General features: G+C 67.4%; 24 protein-coding genes. 14 read left to right on the plus strand and 10 right to left on the minus strand.

Translation table 11 applies throughout. The features are described from left to right. Window positions 1–23: 23 nt before the first annotated feature. Both AC5JDC_RS11610 and AC5JDC_RS11615 read left to right on the plus strand, forming a co-directional pair. Window positions 24–1,184 (plus strand): acyl-CoA dehydrogenase family protein, encoded by a 1,161-nt coding sequence (locus AC5JDC_RS11610; protein ID WP_495841484.1) that lies wholly within the window; start codon window positions 24–26, stop codon window positions 1,182–1,184. Window positions 1,185–1,252: 68 nt separating this feature from the next. Then, window positions 1,253–2,161, plus strand: coding sequence for a DMT family transporter (locus AC5JDC_RS11615; protein ID WP_495841485.1), 909 nt, complete (start codon window positions 1,253–1,255; stop codon window positions 2,159–2,161). Window positions 2,162–2,277: 116 nt separating this feature from the next. On the opposite strand, the gene kce is transcribed toward AC5JDC_RS11615, so the two are convergent. Continuing rightward, window positions 2,278–3,210 carry a 3,5-dioxohexanoate:acetyl-CoA acetone transferase gene (gene kce / locus AC5JDC_RS11620; RefSeq protein WP_495841486.1) on the minus strand — a complete coding sequence of 311 codons (933 nt, stop codon included), beginning with the start codon at window positions 3,208–3,210 and terminating at the stop codon, window positions 2,278–2,280. Between the two features lie 220 nt (window positions 3,211–3,430). Here kce and AC5JDC_RS11625 point away from each other — a divergent pair, with 220 nt between their 5' ends. The 3 genes from AC5JDC_RS11625 (at window position 3,431) to AC5JDC_RS11635 (ending at window position 5,694) form a co-directional block, all read left to right on the plus strand. After that, window positions 3,431–3,958 (plus strand): MarR family winged helix-turn-helix transcriptional regulator, encoded by a 528-nt coding sequence (locus AC5JDC_RS11625; RefSeq protein WP_165816111.1) that lies wholly within the window; start codon window positions 3,431–3,433, stop codon window positions 3,956–3,958. Window positions 3,959–4,039: 81 nt separating this feature from the next. Continuing rightward, window positions 4,040–5,185 carry an acyl-CoA dehydrogenase family protein gene (locus AC5JDC_RS11630; RefSeq protein WP_495841487.1) on the plus strand — a complete coding sequence of 382 codons (1,146 nt, stop codon included), beginning with the start codon at window positions 4,040–4,042 and terminating at the stop codon, window positions 5,183–5,185. Between the two features lie 2 nt (window positions 5,186–5,187). Beyond that, complete coding sequence (locus AC5JDC_RS11635; RefSeq protein ID WP_495841488.1) at window positions 5,188–5,694, plus strand: PaaI family thioesterase; 507 nt, start codon at window positions 5,188–5,190, stop codon at window positions 5,692–5,694. 269 nt (window positions 5,695–5,963) lie between these two features. Here the strand turns inward: AC5JDC_RS11635 and AC5JDC_RS11640 are convergent, their stop codons facing one another. Continuing rightward, window positions 5,964–7,304 carry an enoyl-CoA hydratase-related protein gene (locus AC5JDC_RS11640; RefSeq protein ID WP_495841489.1) on the minus strand — a complete coding sequence of 447 codons (1,341 nt, stop codon included), beginning with the start codon at window positions 7,302–7,304 and terminating at the stop codon, window positions 5,964–5,966. 98 nt (window positions 7,305–7,402) lie between these two features. Here AC5JDC_RS11640 and AC5JDC_RS11645 point away from each other — a divergent pair, with 98 nt between their 5' ends. Both AC5JDC_RS11645 and AC5JDC_RS11650 read left to right on the plus strand, forming a co-directional pair. Further along, window positions 7,403–8,284 (plus strand): SDR family oxidoreductase, encoded by an 882-nt coding sequence (locus tag AC5JDC_RS11645; protein ID WP_495841490.1) that lies wholly within the window; start codon window positions 7,403–7,405, stop codon window positions 8,282–8,284. Continuing rightward, the gene (locus AC5JDC_RS11650; RefSeq protein ID WP_495841491.1) at window positions 8,281–9,045 is read left to right on the plus strand and encodes an enoyl-CoA hydratase/isomerase family protein; all 765 of its coding nucleotides are present in this window, start codon (window positions 8,281–8,283) and stop codon (window positions 9,043–9,045) included. Before AC5JDC_RS11645 ends, AC5JDC_RS11650 begins: the two co-directional genes overlap by 4 nt. 145 nt (window positions 9,046–9,190) lie before the next feature. Here AC5JDC_RS11650 and AC5JDC_RS11655 read toward each other — a convergent pair whose 3' ends face one another. Further along, window positions 9,191–9,640, minus strand: a complete 450-nt coding sequence (locus AC5JDC_RS11655; protein WP_495841492.1) for a PaaI family thioesterase — start codon at window positions 9,638–9,640, stop codon at window positions 9,191–9,193. A 137-nt stretch (window positions 9,641–9,777) separates the two neighbouring features. On the opposite strand from AC5JDC_RS11655, the gene AC5JDC_RS11660 reads away from it, so the two are divergent. After that, window positions 9,778–10,575, plus strand: a complete 798-nt coding sequence (locus tag AC5JDC_RS11660) for an enoyl-CoA hydratase/isomerase family protein (RefSeq protein WP_495841493.1) — start codon at window positions 9,778–9,780, stop codon at window positions 10,573–10,575. A 112-nt stretch (window positions 10,576–10,687) separates the two neighbouring features. Here the strand turns inward: AC5JDC_RS11660 and AC5JDC_RS11665 are convergent, their stop codons facing one another. From AC5JDC_RS11665 to AC5JDC_RS11695, 7 genes are all read right to left on the minus strand, one after another. Further along, a complete protein-coding gene (locus AC5JDC_RS11665) occupies window positions 10,688–11,689 on the minus strand; it encodes a branched-chain amino acid ABC transporter permease (RefSeq protein ID WP_207771018.1) in 1,002 nt (333 codons plus the stop codon). Further along, window positions 11,686–12,564 (minus strand): branched-chain amino acid ABC transporter permease, encoded by an 879-nt coding sequence (locus tag AC5JDC_RS11670; RefSeq protein ID WP_495841494.1) that lies wholly within the window; start codon window positions 12,562–12,564, stop codon window positions 11,686–11,688. The genes AC5JDC_RS11665 and AC5JDC_RS11670 overlap by 4 nt, the downstream gene beginning before the upstream one ends. A 10-nt stretch (window positions 12,565–12,574) precedes the next feature. Further along, a complete protein-coding gene (locus AC5JDC_RS11675) occupies window positions 12,575–13,267 on the minus strand; it encodes an ABC transporter ATP-binding protein (protein ID WP_495841495.1) in 693 nt (230 codons plus the stop codon). Continuing rightward, on the minus strand, window positions 13,260–14,033 hold the full coding sequence (locus AC5JDC_RS11680; protein WP_495841496.1) for an ABC transporter ATP-binding protein: 774 nt from the start codon (window positions 14,031–14,033) through the stop codon (window positions 13,260–13,262). Before AC5JDC_RS11680 ends, AC5JDC_RS11675 begins: the two co-directional genes overlap by 8 nt. Window positions 14,034–14,112: 79 nt before the next feature. Further along, window positions 14,113–15,303, minus strand: coding sequence for an ABC transporter substrate-binding protein (locus tag AC5JDC_RS11685; protein WP_495841497.1), 1,191 nt, complete (start codon window positions 15,301–15,303; stop codon window positions 14,113–14,115). A gap of 246 nt (window positions 15,304–15,549) precedes the next feature. Then, window positions 15,550–16,668, minus strand: coding sequence for a CaiB/BaiF CoA transferase family protein (locus AC5JDC_RS11690; RefSeq protein ID WP_495841498.1), 1,119 nt, complete (start codon window positions 16,666–16,668; stop codon window positions 15,550–15,552). A gap of 65 nt (window positions 16,669–16,733) precedes the next feature. Next, complete coding sequence (locus AC5JDC_RS11695) at window positions 16,734–17,159, minus strand: VOC family protein (protein ID WP_495841499.1); 426 nt, start codon at window positions 17,157–17,159, stop codon at window positions 16,734–16,736. Between the two features lie 106 nt (window positions 17,160–17,265). Here AC5JDC_RS11695 and AC5JDC_RS11700 point away from each other — a divergent pair, with 106 nt between their 5' ends. The 6 genes from AC5JDC_RS11700 (at window position 17,266) to AC5JDC_RS11725 (ending at window position 23,680) form a co-directional block, all read left to right on the plus strand. Beyond that, complete coding sequence (locus AC5JDC_RS11700) at window positions 17,266–18,054, plus strand: SDR family NAD(P)-dependent oxidoreductase (RefSeq protein WP_495841500.1); 789 nt, start codon at window positions 17,266–17,268, stop codon at window positions 18,052–18,054. Between the two features lie 150 nt (window positions 18,055–18,204). Further along, window positions 18,205–19,842, plus strand: a complete 1,638-nt coding sequence (locus AC5JDC_RS11705; RefSeq protein WP_495841501.1) for an AMP-binding protein — start codon at window positions 18,205–18,207, stop codon at window positions 19,840–19,842. A 46-nt stretch (window positions 19,843–19,888) separates the two neighbouring features. Continuing rightward, window positions 19,889–21,130: an acyl-CoA dehydrogenase family protein gene (locus AC5JDC_RS11710; protein ID WP_495841532.1), complete on the plus strand. Its 1,242-nt coding sequence runs from the start codon at window positions 19,889–19,891 to the stop codon at window positions 21,128–21,130. Then, window positions 21,127–22,179 (plus strand): phosphotransferase family protein, encoded by a 1,053-nt coding sequence (locus AC5JDC_RS11715; RefSeq protein WP_495841502.1) that lies wholly within the window; start codon window positions 21,127–21,129, stop codon window positions 22,177–22,179. The genes AC5JDC_RS11710 and AC5JDC_RS11715 overlap by 4 nt, the downstream gene beginning before the upstream one ends. Beyond that, a complete protein-coding gene (locus AC5JDC_RS11720; protein WP_495841503.1) occupies window positions 22,176–22,859 on the plus strand; it encodes a nitroreductase in 684 nt (227 codons plus the stop codon). The genes AC5JDC_RS11715 and AC5JDC_RS11720 overlap by 4 nt, the downstream gene beginning before the upstream one ends. Window positions 22,860–22,870: 11 nt before the next feature. Next, window positions 22,871–23,680: an SDR family NAD(P)-dependent oxidoreductase gene (locus tag AC5JDC_RS11725; RefSeq protein WP_495841504.1), complete on the plus strand. Its 810-nt coding sequence runs from the start codon at window positions 22,871–22,873 to the stop codon at window positions 23,678–23,680. Window positions 23,681–23,785: the final 105 nt, after the last annotated feature.

Genomic DNA, 23,785 nt, shown 5'->3' on the forward strand with positions numbered 1-23,785 from the left:
CATACGAAAAGAAAGACCGGCCGATGATCCCACGCACCCTCTTCCGCGACGAACACGAGATATTCCGCGAGAGCGTCCGCAAGTTCGTTGAGAAGGAGATCGTGCCCTTCCACGCGCAGTGGGAACGCGACGGCATCGTGCCGCGCGAGCTGTGGCGCAAGGCCGGCGAGCAGGGCATGCTGTGCTGCACCGTCCCGGAGGAATATGGCGGGCTCGGCCTCGACTATCTGTTCGACGTGGTCGTCTTCGAGGAGCTGTGGCGGGTGGGCGCGTCGGGGCCTGGCTTCCTCATCCACACCGACCTCGTCGCCACCTACATTCTCAGCTTCGGCACGGAGGCGCAGAAGAAAAAATTCCTGCCCAAGATGGTCTCGGGCGAATGGATCGGCTCGCTCGGCATGACCGAGCCGCATGCCGGCTCCGACCTCAAGGCGATCAAGACCCGGGCGATCCGCGACGGCAACGGGTTCCTGATCAACGGCCAGAAGGTGTTCATCTCCAACGGCCAGCTCTGCGACGTGCTGGTGCTGGCGACCAAGACCGACGCGGAGGCCGGCTCCAAGGGCGTCACGCTGTTCCTGGTGGAAGGCGACCGGGCGGGTTTCCGGCGCGGCAAGAACCTCGACAAGCTCGGCATGCATGCGCAGGACACGTCGGAGCTGTTCTTCGACGACATGCGGCTGCCGCCGGAAAACATGCTCGGCGCGGAAGGCCAGGGCTTTGCGCTGATGATGACCAAGCTGTCGCAGGAGCGCCTCGCCCAGGCGATCCGCTCGGCGACGGTCACCGAGACCGTGATCCAGTGGACGGTCGACTACACGATGAACCGGCAGGCCTTCGGCCGCTCGATCTTCGAGCAGCAGAACACCCAGTTCAAGCTGGCCGAGCTGCAGGCGCAGGCGACGGCGATGCGGGTCTTCACCGACCGGTGCATCGAGCTGTTCATGGCCGGCAGGCTCGACCCGGTCGACGCGGCGATGGCCAAGATGCTGACCACCGAGCTGCACTGCAAGGCGGTCGACGAATGCCTGCAGCTGTTCGGCGGCTGGGGCTACATGTGGGAAATGCCGATCGCCCGCGCCTATGCCGACGCGCGCATCACCAAGATCGCGGGCGGCTCGGTCGAGATCATGAAGCTCATCATCGCACGCCAGATGGCCGACGATGCCCGCAACCGCGGTTGACCGTCTCCTCCAGGACGGACTGGCAGCGCCTCCGGGCGCTGCCCTTTTTCGTCCAGGGGCGGCCGCGGATGACCACTGATCCGGCCGCCCGACCGACATCGTGGCGCCGGCGGCCGACGCGCTCCGAGACCATCCGCGGCGTTCTCTTCATGCTGGCGGGGTTCTTCCTGTACTCGACCTCGGACATGATGGCGAAGCTGCTGACGCAGTCGGTCAGCCCGCTGCAGGTGGCGTGGCTGCGCCAGCTCGGGCTGGTCGGCGGCGTCCTCGTCCTGCTCATGATCAAGGGCCGGTCCATCCTGCGCAGCCGCCACCCCGGATTGCAGATCGGCCGCGGGCTGACGGTGGTGGCGGCAGCCACCAGCTTCCTGTTCGCACTGGCCCATGTGCCGCTCGCCGACGCCACCGCCGTCACCTTCGTCGCGCCGTTCATAGTCACCGTGCTGGCGGCAGCACTTCTGGGAGAGGCGGTGGGGCCGAAGCGCTGGATCGCCGTCGTGCTGGGCTTCCTCGGCACCATGGTCGTGATCCGGCCCGGCTTCAGCGACTTCCATCCCGCCATATTCCTGGCGCTGATCTCGGCCGTCGCCTTCGCTGTCCGCCAGATCATCTCGCGGCATGTGAGCGGAGCCGATCCGCTGGTGACCACCGTCGCCTACACGGCGCTTACCGCCGCCCTCATCCTGACCCTGCCGCTGCCCTTCGTCTGGAGGAACCCGGCCGACGGCACGCAACTGCTGCTGATGGTCGGCGTCGCCTGCGTTGCCGGCTGCGCGGAGCTCACCATCATGCGGGCGCTGGAGTTGGCCGAGGCGGTCGTGCTGTCGCCGCTGCAATACACGCTGATGATCTGGAGCACGGCGTGGGGGTTTGTGGTGTTCGCGCAGCTGCCGGACGTCTGGACGCTCGTCGGCGCCGCCATCGTCATCGCCTCCGGCATCTATGCGCTCTATCGCGAGGCGCGGACGGCGCGGTGAGGGCGCGCAAGTTCCGGGTTTAAGTGCCGGGGACAGTTTACTTTTTTCGGCCCGCGCGACTTCTGAACTGCTGCGCCTTTCTGCCGAAAGAAAGTAAACTGTCCCCAGATCCGATCTCAGAACCCGACATTGTCGCTGCCCTTGAGGCCGAGCATCTCGCGGGCTTCTGCCGGGGTCGCGATCTCGATCGACAGCTCTTTGAGAATGCGCACGATCTTCGCCACCTGCTCGGCGTTGGATTTCGCCAGCTCGCCCTTGCCGATGTAGATGGAGTCCTCCAGGCCGACGCGGACGTGGCCGCCCTTCAACGCGTTGACCGTGGCGAACGGCATCTGATGGCGGCCGGCGCCCAGGCATGAGAAATAATAACCGTCGCCGAACAGCCGGTCGGCCGTGTCGCGCATGTGCAGGAGATGCTCCAGCTCGGGCGCGATGCCGCCAAGGATGCCGAACACGCCCTGGATGAGGAACGGAGTCTTGACCATGCCGCGGTCGACGAAATGGGCGAGGTTGTAGAGGTGGCCGATGTCGTAGCACTCGAACTCGAAGCGGGTGCCGTTGGCCGACAGTTCCGTGATGCCGCGCTCGATCTGGGTGAAGGTGTTGGAGAGGATGAAATCCTTCGTCCGCTCGAGATAGGGTCGTTCCCACGGCTCCTTGAAGTCCTTGATCTTGTCGGCGGCGCCGGAAATGTTGAAATTCAGGCTGCCCATGTTCATGGACGCCACTTCCGGTTTTGCCCACAGGGCAGCGGCGAGGCGCTGGTCGAGCGTCATGCCGAGCCCGCCGCCGGTCGTGATGTTCACCACCGCGTCGCAGCTCTGCTTGATGCGCGGCAGGAACATGCGGAAATGCTCGGGGTCCTGGCTGGGCGAGCCGTCCCGCGGGTTGCGCGCATGCAGGTGAAGGATCGCTGCCCCGGCCTCCGCCGCCGCTATCGCCTCGCTGGCGATCTGGTCCGGCGTGATCGGCAGGTAGGGCGTCATGGTGGGCGTGTGGATCGAGCCGGTGACCGCGCAGCTGACGATGACCTTCTTCGATTTCCGCATGGTCTCCTCCGCATCTCAAACTAATACTCTATCACACGATATGTTGCCTTATCTTTTTTGTAAAGCGGATGAGCGGTGACCGCCGCCGGCGATGCCCTCCCCCACGGGAATGGCATGGAACCTCAAGAAACGCGGGCGTACATTGCGCCACGCGAAAAATATGATAGCTAACAAGCTCGAAATCTTACGAATCTCCGCAGAGAAAAGGCGGGAGAACCATATGAACGAGACGCGCTCCTGGGATCTGAGGCTCGGCTATCTCATCCATGACGTATCGCGGCTGCGGCGCGTCTCCTACGATCGCGAGCTGGCGCCGCTCGGCATCACCCGCTCGCAATGGTGGGTGCTGGCATTCGTCTCGCGCAACGACGGCCTGCCGCAGACGCAACTGGCCAACGAACTCGACGTCGGCAAGGTGGCGCTGGGCTCGCTGATCGACCGGCTGCAGAGCGCCGGCTTCGTCGAGCGCCGCGCCGACGAGAAGGACCGGCGCGTCAAGCGCGTCTACCTGACCGACAAGGCGCGCGACCTCATCAACAAGATCGGCCCGATCAACGACAGCTTCAACACCCGCATCCTCAAGGGTATTCCGCGCGAGGATCTGGAGCTGACGTCGCGCACGCTCTACGCCATGAAGAAGAACCTGATCGGCCTCGTCGCCGACCGCAATTTCGACGGCGCGGCGGGAGGCGGCCTCGACGACGAGCTGCTGGAAGACCACGGCGAGCCGCGGCTTTCGGTCTTGTAATTTAGTTCGCTAGCATATTATAATCTTTCGGTACAAAGCCGGCGGACTGTAGCGCTCCCCCGGATTGCCGGAGGAGACCTTATGCTGCCAAACCGCGCGCTCTACGGCGAGGACCATAACCGCCTGCGCGACAGCCTGCGCCGCTTCATCGCCGAGGAGATCGCGCCGCATTTCGACGCCTGGGAGGAAGCGGGCATCGTAGACCGCTCGCTGTGGGGCAAGCTCGGGGCCGCCGGCTTCCTGTGCCCGAGCGTCGGCGAGGAGCATGGCGGGCTCGGCGCGGATTTCCGCATGCACACGGTGGTCGCCGAGGAGCTCGCCTATTCCGGCTTCATGGGACCGGCGGCCGACGTCTCGGTGCATGCCGACGTCTGCCTCGGCTACCTGCTGCACCACGCCACGCCGGAGCAGAAGCAACGCTGGCTGCCCGGCATGGTCTACGGCTCGCTGGTCTCAGCCATCGCCATGAGCGAGCCGGGAACCGGCTCGGACCTGCAGGGCGTGCGCACGCGCGCCGTGAGGGACGGCGACGACTGGGTGATCAACGGCGCAAAGACGTTCATCTCCAACGGCCAGCATGCCGACATCGTCATCGTGGTGTGCCGCACCGGCGAGGGCCGCGGCTCCGGCAACATGACGCTGATCGTCGTCGAGGCCGATCGCGAGGGTTTCCGCCGCGGCCGCAACCTCGACAAGCTCGGCCAGATCAGCGCCGACACCTCCGAGCTGTTCTTCGACGACGTGCGCGTGCCGGTGGAAAACACGCTGGGCGCCGAGGGCCAGGCGATGGGCATGCTGATGAGCGAGCTGCCGCAGGAGCGCCTGATCATCGCCGTGACCTCGATCGCCGCCGCCCAGAAAGCCTTCGACATCACCCGCGACTATGTGCGCGAGCGCAAGGCGTTCGGCCAAGCGGTGGCCGATTTCCAGAACACGCGCTACCGGCTGGCCGAGCTGAAGACCGAGCTTTCCGTCGGCTGGGCCTTCGTCGACCAGTGCATCGGCCGGCATCTGGAGGGCCGGCTGACCACCTTCGACGCCTCGATGGCGAAACTCTGGTGCTCGGAGATGCAGGGGCGCGTGGTCGACGCCGGCGTGCAGATGCATGGCGGCTACGGCTTCATGCGCGAATACGAGATCTGCCGGCTCTATGCCGACGCGCGGGTGCAGCGCATCTATGGCGGCACCTCGGAGATCATGAAGGAACTGATCTCGAGGAATCTTTGAGCATGAGCGACGACGCCCGCGCCGACCAGATCGCCGCCTTGGCGGCGCGCGACCTGCCCGACGATCCGCCGGCGGGTTTTCGCCCGATCGCGCCGCGCATCGGCTTCCATCTGATGATGGCACAGTTCTACGGGCGGGTGGAGGATTGCGGGCTGGTCGTCGCCTTCCGCTGCTCGCCCCGGCACATGAACAACCACGGCACCTGCCACGGCGGCATGCTGGCGGGTTTCGCCGATTTCGCCGCCTATTCGGTGCGGCTCGCCGCCGACCTGCCCGAGACGTCGATCCCGACCGTGTCGCTGTCGATGGAATATCTGCGGCCGGTGCGGTTGGGCGATTGGGTCGAGGCGCGCACCGAGCTGACCAAGCGCGGGCGCACCCTGCTGTTCTCGCGCACGACTGTCAGCGTCGGGACGACCGCGGTGTTCACCGCCAGCAGCATCTTCGTGCAAGGCACGCACGATCCGCAGGGGCTGGAGGTGCTGTCCGGCGTGCTGGGCAAGGGGTGAGGCGTGGGCTGGCCCCTGGGCCGACCTTTTCGCCGCGGTCATATGGCACTTGGCGGGGAATTCGGTGCCTCGCACCCCCACCCCTAACCCCTCCCCTCAAGGGGGAGGGGGATTTTGTGGCCGCTATGCCATGCGAAATCATCGACGATTGGTGCCTAGCGGAGACGCAGCCGATCCCCCTCCCCCTTGAGGGGAGGGGTCAGGGGTGGGGGTAAACGCATAGGCGATTGCCTTGGCCGGCTCGCTCAGCGCCGGCGTCGCCGCGAGCCTCAGCCGGCGGCCAGCGCCCGGCACCGCGCCTCGCCGTAGCGCGCCAGGAAGGTGAAGGGGCCGCCGAGATAACGCGGGAAGCCGGCGGCCTGCTGGCAGTGGAAATCGACCAGGTTGCGCTCGTCTTCGGCGAATGACCCGGCTTCTTCGGCCGCGACTAGCGCGCCGGCGGCGAGCACGGCAAACGCGGCGCGTTCGATCACGCCTTGCGGGGCCTCGAACCACTGCGGCTTGCGATCCGCGACCTGCTGCGCCGCCGCGACATCGCCCGGCGCGGCGCCGGCGATGCCGGCAAAGCTTCTTGCCGCGGCGCCGCGCTCGCCGAGCGCCGCGACCTTTGCTTGCATCGCCGCATCCACCTTGCCGGCGAAGGCATCGAGGCCGGCTGGAAGCGCGTCCTTGCGCCGGCGCCGGTCGTAGTCGACGCGGCCGAGGAACATCACCGCGATCATGTTGCGCGGCTCGATCCGCTGCACGAGATCCTTGAAGCAGTCGATTTCGGCGGCGACGCCCTCGTCCATGCCTTGCGGCAGGCCGCGGTCGAGGCAGTCGAGGATCGCCAGCTCGGCCGGATAGTGGCCGCCGGTCTCGCGCAGGATTTTTTCGCGCAGCGAGCCGGTGACGGCGAGGAGCTCAGCGGTGCTGACCGGCTTCCAGTCCGTGCGGTCCCAAGGCTGCAGCGGCTCGGGCTTCGAGCGGATCCAGGCCTCCGCCGCCGCGATCTCCCTGCCGGGCGGCACCGTTTCGCTGGCCGCGCCTGTTTCCCGCGCCCGGTTCGCGTCGAGGCGGGCGCCCTCCAGCAGCACGCCGAGCGATTTTTCCACGCCGACCAGGCGCGGCAGGCGCTGCGTGCCGCCGCCGCCGGGCAAGAGCCCGACCAACGATTCCGGCAGGCCGAGCTGTGTCTCCTTCACGTCGGTCAGCACCCGGTGGTGGCAGGCCAGAGCGAACTCGCAGCCGCCGCCCAGTGCCAGCCCGTGCACGGCGACCGCAACCGGCTTGCCCGCCGTCTCCAGCTTGCGGAAGGCGCGGCCGATCGGCGAGAAATGCGCGACCGTCAGGGCGTCGCGTTCCGCCTCGGGCGCCGCCATGATCATGTCGTAGGCGGCCGACAGCTCGGTGAGGTCGGCGCCGGCGCAGAAGGCGCCCGGCTTGCCAGAGGAGACGACGACGCCGGCGACGTCGGCCCCTTTCAGCCAGTCGGCGAATGCGTCTATCTCGTGTATGGCCCGGTTGGAGAAGACGTTCATCGACCGGTCCGGCATGTCGAAGACGAGATGCAGGATGCCGTCCTCCGTGCGCCGCGTGCGGAAGTTCGTCATCTCGGGCAATGCGGACATCCAGCTCCCTCCTTCGATTTCGTACTCTGGCGTACTATACGTTAGACTTGCAATCAAGTCTCGGCTATGGTCGCCGGGAAAACCGACAGGGAGGAAGCATGAGCCCGTTCCGCAGCGACGTCCTGAAGGGCAAGCGCATCCTGGTGACAGGCGGAGGCACCGGCCTCGGCAAGGAGATGTCGGTCGGCTTCGCCGCGCATGGCGCGCATGTGGCGATCTGCGGCCGGCGCGAGCAGGTACTGGCCGACGCCTGCGCGGAGATCGCCCGGCGCTCGGGCGGCACCGCCGAATACCGGGTGGTGAACATCCGCGACGCCGAGGCGGTGGACGCCATGGTCGCGGACCTCTGGCAAGGCGGCCCACTCACCGGCCTGGTCAACAATGCCGGCGCGAACTTCATCGCGCCCACCGAATCGATCTCGCACAGGGCCTACGACGCGGTGCGCGCCACCGTGATGGACGGCAGCTTCTATGCCACCCTCGCCTGCGGCAAGCGCTGGATCGCCGGCGGTACTAAGGGCACGGTGGTCTCCAATCTGGTGACCTGGGTTTGGTCGGGCTCGGCCTATGTCGTGCCCTGCGCCATGGCCAAGACCGCCGTCCATGCCATGACCATGTCGCTCGCCGCCGAATGGGGGCCGAAGGGCATCCGGCTGAACGCCGTCGCCCCCGGTCCCTTCCCCACCGAGAACGCCTGGGAAAAGCTCAACCCGATCCCCGGCTCTTCCGTCGGCGCGACCCAGCCCGACAAGGTGCCGCTGCGCCGCTACGGCGAGATGGACGAGCTGCGCACCATCCTGGTGTTCCTGATGCTCGACGAGTGCTCCTACGTGAACGGCGCCACCATCCCGATCGATGGCGGCCACCGGCTGACCGCGCCGTCGACCTTCGCAGAGCTTTCCGACATGAGCGCGGAGGACTGGGCGGCGGCGCGCGAGACGCTGCGCAAATCGGCCGAGAAGGAGCGGCAGGGCCGATGACCGACGTCCTTCTCGAAGAGACGGACGGCGTCGCCACGCTCAGGCTCAACCGGCCGGACAAGCTGAACGCCCTGTCCGACGCGATGGTAGACGAGCTGTTGGCGCGGCTCGACGAAGTTGCCCGCTCGGAGGCGCGGGTACTGGTGCTCACCGGCGAAGGACGCGGTTTCTGCGCCGGCTTCGACCTGTCGCTGGCCGGGGGCGACGGCGATGCCGCCTTCTGGATGGCACGGCAGGAAAAATTCGGATCGCTGGTAACGAAGTTGCGGGGCATCCCGCAGCCGACGATCGCGGCGGTGAACGGCGCAGCGGCCGGCGCCGGGCTGGGGCTGGCGCTCGCCTGCGACACGCGCATCGGCTCGACGCGCTGCCGCTTCAATTCGGCCTTCGTGAAGGTCGGCATGTCGAGCTGCGACATCGGCGTGAGCTGGCTGCTGCCGCGTGCGATCGGCACGACGCGGGCCTTCGAGATGATGCTGACCGGGCGGATGGTGGAGGCTGAAGAGGCCGAGCGCATCGGCCTGGTGCTGCGGCTGGCCGAGCCGGAGGCGCTGATGGGCGAAGCCGTCGCGCTGGCCCGCGCCGTCGCCGACAACGGCCGCATGGCGACCTGGATGACCAAGCGGGGCATGTGGGCCAATCTGGAAGCCGCCAGCCTGCAGGCGGCGGTCGAATTGGAAAACCGCACGCAGGCCTATCTGGCCGGCACCGGCGCTCTCGCCAGCCGCGCCGCGGCGAAGGGTTTTCTGAAACACGAGTAAGTGCGCGGACTGGAATGCCGCCACCTTTCACCTCCGTTGGTAGCAGGGTGATCGGCGCCCACGCCCGCGTGGTTCGACAAGCTCACCACCGGGGAAGCCGGATGAGGGGTGTCGGACGGAGTGCGACCTCAATCCAGCCTCCGGATCACACATCCGATCGGCGGCTGCTCAGATAGTAGATGCCGCTGGCCCGCGCACAGAGCGTGTCGTCGGCATAAAACAGGGCGTGAAAAAACAGCAGCGTCGCGGTCTGGCGCACCAACTCCGGCTGCGACTGCACCCAGGCGCCGGCATGAGCCGGCGCGGCATAGTCGATGCCGAGCGTGACCGTGGGCGACTCGGCGACCAGGTCCAGCGACTTCTTCAGCGCGCTGCCCTGGATGTCGGCGAAGACCGCCAGCACGCCGCCGTGGCACACACCCATGCGGTTGAGCTTGCGCGGGGTCACCCGGAAGCCGAGCTGGCACTGGCCGTCGGCGGTCCTGCGCTCGTAGAAGGGGCCGGCGACCATCTCCACCTCGGCGCGGCCGAGCAGCGGCCGGAAGCCGGCGGGCGGCCGGTCGGTCTCGGAATCGGCGACGGCTTCCGTGATCACATCCCCTCCCGACAACCTCGCATTCCCCTCCTTCGACAAGCTCAGGGCTCGGATCGGCAGCGAAGCCTTGCAAATCATGCGCTATAAAATAGTATGTTACTATATCTTTTTTGAGCAAGCGGGAAGGAGCGCATGGCATGACCGAGCTGACGATGGAGACACTCGCCTGCCGGATTGAGGACGGCCTGGCGCGGGTCACCTTGACCCAGGCGGAGCGCGGCAACCCGATGGACGGGCGCATGTGCCGCGACCTGCGCGACCTGTCGGTCGAGCTCTCCAGCCGCGACGACGTGCGGGCCGTGCTGCTCGCCGCCGAAGGACGCTATTTCTCGGTGGGCGGCGACATCCGGGCTTTCGTCAAGGACCTGTCGCAGCTCCCGCGCATCGTCAAGGCCTGGACGGCCGACCTGCACATGGCGCTGGGCCGTTTCCAGCGCATGAACGCGCCGGTCGTCTGCGCGGTGCAGGGCGACGTCGCCGGCGGGGCGGTGTCGCTGGTGGCTATGTCGGACATCGTCTTCGCCGCCGAGGGCGTGAAGTTCAATGCCGCCTTCTCGATGATCGGCTTCTGCGCCGATTCCGGCTCCACCGTCTCGCTGTCGAGCCGCATGGGATTTTCGCGGGCGAAACGCTTCATCATGCTGTCCGAGGCGATCGAGGCGGGCGAGGCGAGGCAGGCGGGCCTCGCCGACTATGTCGTGCCCGGCGCCGAGCTGATGGCGAGCGCCGAGGCGGTGGCCAAAAAACTCGCCGCCGGCCCGACGCTCGCCTATGGTGCGATCAAGCGGACCTTCATGTCGGCGCGCAGCGAGCCCTTCGAGACGCAGCTCGAGCACGAGGCGCAGGCACTCGCCGCGCTGGCCGGCACGGAGGATGCGCGCGAGGGCATCAGCGCCTTCGCGGAGCGGCGCAAGCCGGTTTTCAAGGGGCGGTGAGCTACGCGGCGGCGTGACGCGGAGAAGACCCCCTCTCCGTCTCGCCCTCCGGGCTCGCCACCTCTCCCCCACTTCGTGGGGGCGAGGAACCCAGGCTGGAGAAAGCGCCGGTTCAAAGCCCGACCCGCAGCCGTTTCTGCAATTCGCCGACGATGCCCTGGCGGAAGACCAGCACGAACAGCATGAAGACGAGACCCTGCAGGAGCAGCACCCACGGTCCGTAGGGCGCCAGGAAATGCTCCAGCGACAGGATGACGAAGCTGCCGACCACCGGCCCGAAGATCGTGCCGATGCCGCCGACGAGGTTGATCAAAACCACCTCGGTCGACACCACGGTGGAGACGTCGGTGAGCGTGGCGATGCCGAAGACGACGGTCTTCAGCGAGGCGGCGAAGCCCGACAGCGCCGCCGAGAGCGTGAAGGCGGCGATCTTGAAGCGGTCGACGTCGTAGCCGAGCGACATGGCGCGCTCGGGATTGTTGCGGATGGCGCGCAGCACCCGCCCGAAGGGCGAGTGGACGATGCGGTTGTAGAGGGCCAACACCGCCAGCACGACGATCGACACGGTCCAGTAGAGCGCGGTGTTGGACGACAGGTCGACGATGCCGAGGACCGAGCCGCGCGGCACCGACTGGATGCCGTTCTCGCCGCCGGTGAACGGCGCCTGCAGCGCGACGAAATAGACCATCTGCGCCAGCGCCAGCGTGATCATGGCGAAGTAGAGCCCGGTGCGGCGGATGGCGATCCAGCCGAACAGCAGGCCGAGCAGCGCCGCGGTGCCGGTACCGGTCAGCACCGCCAGCTCGAACGGCAGCCCCCAGCGGGTGGCTGCGTAGCCGCACAGATAGGCGCCCATGCCGAAGAAGGCGGCATGGCCGAAACTCATCAGCCCGGTGTAGCCGAGCAAAAGGTTGTAGGCGCAGGCGAAGATGATGAAGCAGTACACCTTCATCAGGAAGATCGGATAGAGCAGCGCCGGCGCGACCACGACGAAGGCCGCGAACAGCAGGAAGAAGATGGCGCGCGCCGGCGTGAAGCCGAGAAATTGCGCCGGGCGCGACGCCGCCGCGGAAACGGCCGGCTTGTCCATGGTGGTTGCGTCTGGGCCGCTCATGCCATTTTCCCGAAGAGGCCGCGCGGGCGCAGGACCAGCACGATCACCATCGCCACGAAGATGACGGTCGAGGAGGCCTGCGGAAACACCGCCTTGGCGAGGCCTTCGAGCAGGCCGAGGCCGAGGCCGGTGACGATCGAGCCGAGGATCGAGCCCATGCCGCCGATGACCACCACGGCGAAGACGACGATGACGATGCTGGTTCCCATGGCCGGGTCGACCGACATGATGGGCGCCGCCATCACGCCGCCGACCGCCGCCAGCGCCACGCCGGCGGCATAGGTCAGCGTCAGCATGACCGGGACGTTGATGCCGAAGGCCTGGACGAGCTGCGGATTGTCGGTGGCGGCGCGCAGCTTTGCACCGAGCGGCGTGCGCTCGATGACGAACCAGGTGGCGAGGCACAGCACGATGCCGGCCGCCACCACCCAGGCGCGGTAATAGGGCAGGACCATGAAGCCGAGATCGATGGCGCCGCGCAGGCTGGGCGGAACCTCGTAGGGCAGGCCCTGCGGACCGAAGACGATGCGGACGAAACCCTCGACGAACAGCGCCAGCCCGAGCGTGAGCAGCAGCCCGTAGAGATGGTCGAGCCGGTAGAGGTGGCGGATCAGCGCCACCTCGACGACGAGGCCGAGCGCGCCGACCATCAGCGGCGCCAGCAGCAGCGCGCCCCAGTAGCCGATGCCAAGAGTCTGGGCGAGCAGATAGGCGGCGAAGGCGCCGAGCATGAAGAACACGCCATGCGCGAAATTGATGACGCCGAGCAGGCCGAAGATGATCGCCAGGCCGAGCGAGAGGATGGCGTAGAAGACGCCGTTCACCAGGCCGAGCACCATCTGGCCTAGGATGAGATTGAGGTCGAGTTCGAACATGCGCTCCTCCTCAGACGGCCAGCAGCCGTTCGACGCGATCGCGGCTGGCTGCGAATTCCGCGCTCTCCAGCCGGTCGACGATGGTTCCGTTCTCGATGAGGTAGTGGATGTCGGCGAGGCTCTCGACGAAATGCGCCTTCTGCTCGACCAGCAGCACGGTGTAGCCGAGCTCCTTGATCTCGCGGATGACCCGCGCGATCTGCTGGACGATGACCGGGGCGAGCCCTTCCGTCGGCTCGTCGAGCAGCAGCAGGCGGGCGCCGGTGCGCAGGATGCGGGCGATCGCCAGCATCTGCTGCTCGCCGCCGGAGAGCTGCGTGCCGCGGCTGGCGCCGCGCTCGCGGATGTTGGGGAAGAGCGCGTAGATGCTGGCGATGTCCATGCCGCCCGCCGCTACCACCGGCGGCAGGAACAGGTTCTCCGTCACGGTGAGCGAGGGGAAGATGCCGCGGTCCTCGGGGCAGAGCGCGATGCCCTTGCGGGCGATCTGGTCGGGGCGCAGCTTCAGGAGGTTGACGCCGTTGCAATTGATCTCGCCGGTCGCCTTGCCGAGCAGCCCCATGATGGTGCGCATGGTGGTGGACTTGCCGGCGCCGTTGCGGCCGAGCAGCGAGACGACGCGGCCCCGCGGGATGTCCATCGCCAGCCCGTGCAGGACGTGGCTGTCGCCGTACCAGGCGTGGAGGCCGCGGATCTCAAGCATGGGCCGTCCCCAGATAGGCCTCGACGACCCTGGCGTCGGCGGACACCTCGCTGTAGGTGCCGCGCGCGATCACCTGCCCGCGGGCGAGCACGGTGACGTTGTCGCAGAGCCCCTCGACGACCGGCAGATTGTGCTCGACCATGATGACGGTGCGGCCCCTGGCGATCTTGCGGATCAGATCGGCGACGCGGCCGATGTCCTCGCGCCCCATGCCGGAAGTCGGCTCGTCGAGCAGCAGCACCTGCGGATCGAGGGCGAGCGTCGTGGCGATCTCCAGCGCCCGCTTGCGCCCGTAGGGCAGGTCGCCGGCCCGCATCTCCGCCCACTCGGCGAGGCCGAGTTGTTCCAGAAGCTCGAGGGCGCGCCCGTCGAGGGTGTGGAGATGCCGCTCCGAGCGCCAGAAATCGAAATTGCCGCGGCGTTTGCGCTGCAGGGCGAAGCGCAGGTTTTCCAGCACCGTGAAGTCCGGGAAGATCGAGGAGATCTGGTAGGAACGCACCAGGCCGCGGCGGGCGATGGCGTCCATCGGCAGGCCGGAGATCACCTCGCCGCGCAACCTGATCTCGCCCGCCGTCAGCGACAGGTTTCCGGTCAACAGGTTGAAGCAAGTCGTCTTGCCGGCGCCGTTGGGGCCGATGAGAGCATGGATCTCACCCTCGGCAATGTCGAGGTCAACACCGTCCACCGCCCTGAAGGCGCCGAACCTTTTGGTGATGCCCCGAACCTCGAGTACCGCGTCCTTCAACCGTTCCTCCCCGGTCTTCATACCCGTGCCGCCCCGTCGGGCGGGACGTCGGGCTCCGTCCGGCGCGGACCGGCAACGCCGACCCGCGCCGTCGACGACGTCAGCCCTTGACCAGCGGGCACTTGCTCTCGGAAAGCGGCGGGGCCAGCGTGTCGGCGGGGATGGTGCCGGTGATCTTCAGAAAATCCCAGTCGCCGGAACTTTCCGCCGGCGTCTTGGTGATGAAGGAATACATTGGCCGCAGCGTGCGCCCGTCCTCGCGGATGGTGGCGGTGTCGCCGTTGATCATCCGGATCGGCGTCTCGCGCATTTTTGCGACGACCGCGGCGGCATCTGTGCTGCCCACCGCCTTCACCGCGTTGAGGTAATGGGTGATGAACTCGTAGTGCATCGCGTTGGGGAAGGTCGGCGGCCGGCTGTAGCGCTCCTGGTAACGCTTGGCGAATGCGCGCGTCTTGTCGTTCTGGTCCCAGTAGAAGGGAATCGCGCTCGACACGTTCTGCAGGCTGTCGAGGCCGGCGGCCTTGATGTCGGTGTCGCCGAGGAAATAGGGGGCGAGCGGTATGCTGAGGCCAAATTCCTGCGCCTGCTTGGCGACGGCGATCTGCCAGGAACCGAAGGTGGCGAGCCCGATGGTGTCGGCACCCCTGGACTGGGCCTCGAGCAGGAAGGCGGAGAAGTCGGTGGTCTGCGGCGAGTGCCGTGCCAACCCGACGATCTCGCCGCCGGCCGCGGCGACCGCCGCCTCGCCCTTGGCCTGCAGGTCGTGGCCGAGCGCATAGTCGACGGAGATGTAGTACCATTTCTTGTGGCCGGTCGCGACCAGCGGCATCGAGATGGCGCGCGACAGCCCATAGGTGTCGAGGATCATCTGGACCTGATACGGCCCGCATTTCTCGTTGGTCAGCGCCGCGCTCGAGGCGCCGTGCAGGAAGGTGATGTTCTTGTCGCGGACGAGGTCCGAGACGGCCAGCGCTACCGCCGACTGGTCGACGCTGAACAGGAGGTCGATGTCGCCCTTGTCGACCCATTCGCGGGCGATGCCGAGACCGACGTCGGGCTTCGACAGATGGTCGGCGACCGTGAGCACGATCTTCTCGCCGTTCACCTCGCCGCCGAAATCGGCGATCGCCATCTCGATGGCGCGCTGGCTGGATTCCCCCGTCAGCACCGATGTCGGGCCCGACATGTCGGAGAGATAGCCGATGTTCACGTCGGCCAGCGCCGGCACGGCCATTGCCGCCGCCGCGGCGAGCCCCGACAGGGCCGCCTTCACATTCACGAACGCCATAGTGCTTCCTCCCTCACCAAGGGTTCTGATTTCCGTTCGACTTCGAGATGCCTCGGCGCGCCTGACACCGGCGAGGCTTTGCCGCCTCAGCATCGGCAGCATATCGTACATTAGCGTATCTAATTGTATGTGCCAATGAAAAATATGCTAGCGTATTTTGCTGATGATCATTTCCCGGTGCGGCTTGATCCCGCTGCCGATCTGCCGGCGGACCGGTTTATCGGACCGGATGTCCTGGCTGCCTCGTCACCGCGCCGCGGGGGCCGCTACGCCCCAGTCGGCCAGCACCGCGGCGGTGTCGGCGCCAGGCTCCGGCGGCGGATTGCGCAGACGTCCCGGCGTGCCCGACAGCCGCGGCGCTGGCGCCGGGTAGCGCAGCCCACCCATCTGTCCGAATGTCTGCCGCGCCTGCATCTGTGGATGATCCCACGCCTCGTCGATCGACAGCACCGGCGCGACGCAGGCGTCGCGGCCTTTCATCAGCTCTTCCCATTCGGCGCGCGTCCTGGTGGCGAAGATTTTTTCGAAGCGCTGCCGCAGCAGCGGCCAGTTGCGCCGGTCGTCGCGGTCCGGCAGTTGCGCGGGATCGAGCCCGAGCACCTTGACGAGATTGACGTAGAACTGCGGCTCGATGGCGCCGACCGATATGTAAAGCCCGTCGCTCGTCGCGTAGGTGCCGTAATGCGGCGCGCCGCCGTCGACAATGTTGTCCTGGCGGTTCTCCGACCAGCTTCCCTGCTGGCGGAACGCCTGGAAGGCCGACATCAGCTGCGCGACGCCGTCCAGCATGGCGCAGTCCACCATTTGACCCCTGCCCGTCGCCCCGGCCTCGATCAGTGCCATCAGAATGCCGGCGACCAGGAACATGGCGCCGCCGCCGAGATCGGCGACGAGGTTGAGCGGCGGAGGCGGCGGCGTACCGGCGGGGCCGATCGCGTGCAGGGCCCCGGTGAGGGCGAGATAGTTGATGTCGTGGCCTGCCTCCTGGGCCATCGGCCCTTCCTGGCCCCAGCCGGTCATGCGGGCATAGACGAGGCGCGGGTTGAGGGCGAGGCATTCCGCCGGCCCGAGGCCCAGCCGCTCCATGACGCCGGGCCGGTAGCCTTCGATCAGAACGTCGGCCTTGCCGATCAGCGCTTTGGCCGTGGCGACGCCGCGCTCCGCCTTCAGGTCAAGGCCGACGGAGCGCTTGTTGCGCATGTAGAAGTCGTATTTGCGCGGTACCTGCGGCGCCCAGCCCGATCCCGGCGGACGGTCGACCAGTACCACGTCGGCTCCGAAATCGGCGAGCAGCGCGCCGGCGAAGGGCGCTGGTCCCTGCCCGGCCAGCTCGACGATTTTCACTCCGGCGAGTGGTCCGGTCATGCGCTGAACTCCCTGGTCGGATGGTTTGCCGCTCGCTTGCGCGGCGGGACCTGTAGCGGACGTCCTCAGCCGGCGACCGCGCCGCCTGCGCCCCCGGCGACGAAGCGGGCCACCTCCCCCTTCGGACAGAGCTCTATGATGGTGCCGTGGCCGTCGCCCTTGGTGATCCACCCGCGATGCAGCGGCAGGTTGTCGGTCGGCTTCTGGTGGTAGGCCTTGATGCCGGCCGCCTGGAGCCTGGCGATCTCGGCTTCGAGGTCGTCGACTTCCAGGGCGACGACGACGTCGCCATGCTTCATCTCCGTCCTGCCGGAAGCCTCGACCAGCTCGACGATCTCGCCGCCCTGCCGGGTGAAGAAGGCGAGCCGCAGGCCGAGTTCCGGGACCTCGCGGATGACCGGGGCGCCGCGGCCGATCAGCGTCTCGTAGAACGGAACCGCCCGCTCCAGGCTCTCCACGAAGATGCCGATATGGTCGAGCTTTCCCATCATCGCTTCTCCTTCCGGAAAATGTATAGCTAGTTTACTTTCATCTTACGTACCTTACAATAGCATTCCGCAACACGGGCATGGTCTGCCCGGCGACGGGAGGACAGCCATGAGACGTTTGGACGGGCGCCGCGCGATCATCACCGGCGGCGGCAGCGGCATCGGGCGCGCCAGCGCGCTGCGCCTGGCATCCGAAGGCGCCAGCGTGCTGGTCGTCGGCCGGCGCGAGGATCCGCTAAAGGCGACCGTGCATGCGGCGCGCGAGGCGGGCGGCACCTGCATCCACCATGTGGCCGACGCAGCAGACGAGGCAGGGATCGGTGCCGCGATCGAGCTGTGCGTCGGAGAGCTGGGCGGCCTCGACATCTTCTTCGCCAATGCCGGCAACACGGATTCGGTAAAACCGTTCCTGGAGCAGAGCGTGGCGCAATGGGAAGGCATGTTCCGCGACAACGTCGTGACGGCCTTCGTCGCCTGCAAGCTGGCGGGCAGGTACATGTCCGAGCACGGCGGCGGCTCGATCATCCTCAACTCGTCCACCGGGTCGCTGCGCGCCCGCGGCGGCACCGAGGCCTACGGCGCGGCGAAAGCGGGTGTGAACCACCTGACGATGACGGCCGCCTGCGCCTTCGCCGGAAAGAAGGTGCGCGTCAACGCCATCCTTCCCGGCCTGACCGAGACGGGACTGACCAAGCCGATGTTCGACTGGGCGCGCGACAACGGCAAGGAAGACCGGCTCGGCAGGCTGACGCCGATGCAGCGGCCGGGCCATGTCGAGGATATGGCTGCCGTCGTCGCCTTCCTTGCTTCCGACGACGCCGCCTACGTCGACGGTCAGCTCATCCCGGTCGACGGGGGGATTTCGGCGACGCATCCGGCCGGGAAGTTCATCTATTAGGTATCTCCTGCCCTCCATCCGGACCGCCGTGCCCCTCCCGCTTGACGGATTCCAATTTCATGTGGTTTTGTATGATAACCTAGATTACTATAATGTACCGCGCGGCTGGAGAGAGGAAGCCGGCCGCTCGGGATATCGGGAGGAACAGGCATGGCCGAAGGCTTCGATTTCGCGGCCCACGCAAAGCGGATGCGGGCCGAGGGCTGGTGGCAGGACAAGACGCTCGACGATCTGCTGGAGGCGGCCATTGCCCGGAATCCGGACAAGAAGGCGCTGGTCGCCTACCGCATGGACAAGGGTTTCGACGCTCCGGCCAAGACGATGACCTACCGGGAGCTCGGCGACGCGGTCGCCAAGGCAGCGGGCTCCTTCCGGGCGATGGGCATCGGCAAGGGCGACATCGTGGCGCTCATGCTGCCCAACTGGTGGGAGTTCGTGGTCTCGGCCTATGCCCTGGCGCGCATCGGCGCGGTGTGCAATCCGCTGATGCACATCTTCAGGGAACGCGAGCTTCGCTTCATGCTGGGCTTCGCCGACACCAAGGCCATCCTCATCCCGAAAACGTTCCGGGGCCATGACTTCGAAAAGATGCTCGACGGCCTCAAGGCGGAGCTGCCGAAGCTGCAGCACATCATTGTCGTCGATGGCGAAGCTGCGCGCTCCTTTGACGGGCTGGTGATGAATTCCGGCGCGACACCCGTCCCTGCCTCCGCCGGCACCCCGCCGGCACCGGACGAGATGGCGGTGCTGATGTACACCTCCGGCACGACGGGCGAGCCCAAGGGTGTCATGCACGCATTCAACACGCTGGTCGCCTGCGCCAAGGCGCTCGGCACCCGTCTCGGTCATGGCAACGACGTGATCCATTTCGGGTCCACCCCTTTCGGCCACATGACCGGCTATGCCGCGGTGATGGTCCAGGCGCTGTACCATGGCAACACCGTCGTCTTCCCCGACATATGGGAACCCAAGGCCGGCGTAGCGATCATGGCACGCGAGGGCATCACCCACATGGCGGCCGCGACGCCGTTCCTCGCCGACATCGTTCGTCTGATCGAAGAAGGCGCGCAGAAAGCCCCGCTGGCCACGTTCCTGTGCGCCGGCGCGCCTATCCCGCCCGTCATCATCGAGAACGCCCGAAAGCTGTTGGGGCTCAACGTCTCCTCGTGCTGGGGGATGACCGAAAGCCTCGGCGGCTCGCTCACAGAGCCGGAACGTGCCTCGGTGAAATCCGTGTCGAGCGACGGCCGGCCGGTGGACGGCGTCGAAGTGCTCATCGCGGACGAAAACCTGGAGCCCCTGCCCGCCGGGCAGACCGGGCGGCTCTATTTCCGCGGCGCCCAGCAGTTCCTCGGCTACTACAGGAAGCCCGGCCTCGACCGGCGCGGGTCCGAAGGCTGGTTCGACTCGGGCGATCTCGCCTACATGGACGAGCAAGGCTACATCCGCATCGACGGGCGCACCAAGGACATCATCATCCGCGGCGGCGAGAACGTGCCGGTGGTCGAGATCGAATCGATCCTCTACCGCCATCCGCGGGTCGCCGACGCGGCCGTGGTCGGCTATCCCGACCAGCGCATGGGCGAGCGCGGCTGCGCCTTCGTCGTGCTGAAGGACGGCGGCGCCTTCACCATGGACGAGCTGCGCCGGTGGATGGAGAAGAGCGGCGCGGCCAAGCAGTACTGGCCCGAGGCCGTCGAGGTGCTCGACGCCATGCCCCGCACCGCATCCGGCAAGATCCAGAAATTCGTGCTGCGGGAGAAGGCGGCGAAATACGCCGACGCCTGACGTCCCGCCGAACGGCTGCCCCCTCTCCCATGAAAAAGGCGTGAAGATGGATTTCGACCTGCCGCGGACGATCGTCGACAAGCTCGCCGAGCTCGATGCCTTCATCGAGGCCGAGATCAAGCCGCTGGAGCGCGAGAACATGCAGTTCTTCGACCACCGGCGCGAATGGGCGCGCACCAACTGGGAGGAGGACGGCCGGCCGGCCGACGCCTGGCGGGCGCTGATCGCCGAAATGGAACGGCGGGCGGACAAGGCCGGCCATCTGCGGCTCTGCCTGCCCGAAAGCTGCGGCGGCCAGGCGGCCGGCAATCTGATGAACGCGGCCATCCGCGAGCATCTAGCCGCCAAGGGGCTCGGCCTGCACAACGACCTGCAGGACGAATCCTCGATCGTCGGCAACTTTCCGATCGTGCCGGCCATCGCCCGTTACGGCACCGAGGACCAGAAGGTCTATATCGAAGGCATCATCACCGGCAGGCGGCATCTGAGCTTCGCGCTGACCGAGCCGAACCACGGCTCGGACGCGACCTGGCTGGAGACGCGCGCGGTGCGGGACGGCGCCCACTGGGTGATCAACGGGCGCAAGCGCTGGAACTCGCAGGTCGGCCGGGCCGAGGCCAACCTCGTCTTCGCCCGCACCGGCGGCAGGGACGGCGAGGCGAGCGGCATCACCGCCTTCATCGTGCCGACCGACACGCCCGGCCACACCATCGTGATGAACCACTGGACCTTCAACATGCCGACCGACCATTCGGAGGTCGAGCTGAAGGACGTGCGCGTGCCCGATACGGCCATCCTCCACAAGGAGGGCGAAGGGCTGCAGATCGCCATGATGTTCATCCACGAGAACCGCATCCGCCAGGCGGCAGCGAGCGCCGGCGCGGCACGCTACTGCATCGAGCAGGCGGTCAACTACGCCAGGGAGCGCGTGCTGTTCGGCGAGCCCCTGGCCAGGCGGCAGGCGATCCAGTTCCCGCTGGCCGAGTTGCATGCAGACTGCGAGACGGTGCGCAACTACATCTTCCGCACCGCCTGGAAGATGGATCGGCAGGACCCGGCCGCGTTCTCGCACGAGGTCTCGATCTGCAACTACAAGGCCAACGACCTGGTGTGCCGGGCGGCCGACTTCGCCATGCAGGTGCATGGCGGGCTCGGCTACTCCCGCCACATGCCGTTCGAGCACATCTACCGCCACCACCGCCGCTACAAGATCACCGAGGGTTCCGAGGAGGTGCAGAAGCGGCGGATCGCGCATGCGCTGTTCGGCTTCGGCGGGAAGGCTTCGTGAACGCCCGCGTGACACCCGCGGCCGCGCCGGATTTCGAGCCGGACGCGCTACGCGGCTTCCTGCAAGGCTTCCTCGGCCGCGCCATCGGCGCGCTGGCGATCCGGCCGACGGAAGGCGGCATGTCGAACCCCACTTATTTCGTCGACGCCGACGGCTGGCGCGCGGTGCTGCGCAAGCAGCCGCGCATGAAGCTGGCGAAGTCGGCGCATGCCATCGACCGGGAGTTCCGCGTGCTGAAGGCACTGGCGCAGACCGACGTCCCGGTGCCGCGGGCCTACCACTACCACGAGGATGCGTCGGTGCTCGGCACGCCCTTCTACCTGATGGAATGGCTCGAAGGCCGGGTGTTCACCGCCTACGCCATGCCGGGATTGCCGGCGGCCGAGCGGGCGGCGCTCTACGCAACGATGTGCCAGACCATGGCGAAGATCCACCGGCTGGATTTCCGCGCCGCCGGTCTCGGCGACTACGGCCGCGAGGGCAACTATTTCCGGCGCCAGATCAGCCGCTGGTCGCAGCTTTGGGCGCAGTATCGCAAGGGCGACGACGACAATCCCGATCTCGACCGGATGATCGCCTGGCTGGAGCCGCGCATTCCGGCAAGCGAGTTGCTGGCGCTCTGCCACGGCGATTTCCGCATCGGCAACGTCATGTTCCACCCGGCCGAGCCGCGCGTCGCCGGCGTGCTCGACTGGGAGCTGTCGACGCTCGGCCATCCGCTGGTCGACGTCGCCTTCAACACCCAGGCCTGGCACATGGGCGCCGACGAGAACGGCGGCCTGCTCGGCGAGGATCTTGCCGGGCTCGGCATCCCGGCCGAAGAGGACTATCTCGCCGCCTACTACGCCGATGCAGGCAGCTCGGAACGGATGACGGATTTCCACCGTGTCTTCGCCATGTTCCGCGGCGCCGTCGGCAGCGCCGGCGTCGCGGTGCGCGGCGTGCAGGGCAACAGCACGCTGCCGGATTCCGCGCGGGTCGGCCGGTTCCTGGCAGGAGCCTATGCCCGGCGCGGCATGGCGATCGCCGAGCGGAGCGGGATGCGATGAACCAAAGCGTGCCGGCCATGCCTCTCGACCACGCCATCGCGCTGCGGCGTTCGGTCCGCGGCTATCTCCCGGCCGAGGTGCCCGAACAGACCATACGCGCGGTTTTCCAGCTTGCGCAGGCCGCACCGTCCAACTGCAACATCCAGCCCTGGATCGCGCATGTTCTGTCGGGCGACAGCCTGCGCAGGCTCGGCGAAAGGATGGTGGCCGCGTCGGAGGCGGGTATCCCGCCCGATCCGGATTTTTCCGCCGACCGCAAGTTCACCGGCGTCTACCGCGAGCGCCAGGTCGACGCGGCGGTCCAGCTCTACGGGGCGATGGGCATCGAGCGCCATGACCGGCCGCGCCGCGACTGGGCCTATCGCCGCAACCTGGCGTTCTTCGGCGCGCCGCATGCCGTGCTGGTGTTCATGCATGGCGCGTTCGAGGAGCGCGAGGCGGTCGACCTCGGCATCTATGCGCAGACGCTGATGCTCGCCATGACGGCGCGCGGCATCGCCTCCTGCGCACAGGGGGCGCTCAGCCTCTACCCCACCATCATCCGCGAACATCTCGGCCTGCCGCCCACCAACCGGCTGATCTTCGGCATCTCGTTTGGCTACGAGGACGAGGGCGTGGCCGCCAACAGGGCGCGGGTCGGACGCGCCGAGCTGGATCAGTCCGTCGTGTTCCACCGCTGAGGAGCTTCGAGATGCCCGAACCGCTGAAGGGGAAGGTGGCGATCGTCACCGGCGCGGCGCGCGGCCTCGGCCGCGCCTATGCGCTCAGGCTGGCGCGGCTCGGCGCCGACGTCGTCATCGCCGACCTCAACCTGCAGGGAGCGGCGCGCATCGGGGAGGCGCTGACGGCGGCGAGCGTCATGGCCGAGGTCGAGGCGCTGGGGCGGCGCTCGCTCGGCGTCGAGGGCGATCTCAGACAGCCCGAGCAGGCGGAGCGCCTCGTCGCCGCCACGCTGGAAACATTCGGGCGGCTCGACGTCCTGGTCAACAATGCCGGCGTGGCGGTGGCGCGCGGCAGCGGCACGCTGGCGACCGAGACGACGCCCGACGGCTTCGACTACCTGATCGGCGTCAACCTGAAGGCCACCCAGCTCTGCTGCGCGGCAGCCGCTCCGGCGATGAAGGCGCAGCTCAGCGGCGTCATCGTCAACATCTCGTCGCAGACCGGCATCTCGCTGCTCGAAGGCGGCAATCTGGCGGTCTACGGCGCCGCCAAGGCGGGCGTCGCCTATCTCACCCGCGCGCTTGCCGCCGAACTCGGCCCCTATGGCATCCGCGTCAACGCCATCGCGCCGGGAATCGTCGAGACCGAGCGGCTGAAGCGCCTCGACCCCGCCATGGGGATCGGCACGCCGGAGCAGCTCGAGGCCATCGCGCTCAGGCGTTTCGGACAGACCGAGGACCTCGCCAACGTGCTGGAATTCCTGGCGACGGACCTCTCCGGCTACGTGACGGGACAGGTCATCTCCGTCTGCGGCGGCGCGGTGCTGCATCCGAGCTGAGGCGGTACCGAAGAGTCCGGGCCGTCATCCCAGCCGCCGCCTCACGGTGCCTCCAGGCTGCAGGCGAGCTGCAAGCGGTGGATTTCAGGACGCACATGCGGCGGC

This window comes from Kumtagia sp., from assembly GCF_059502445.1.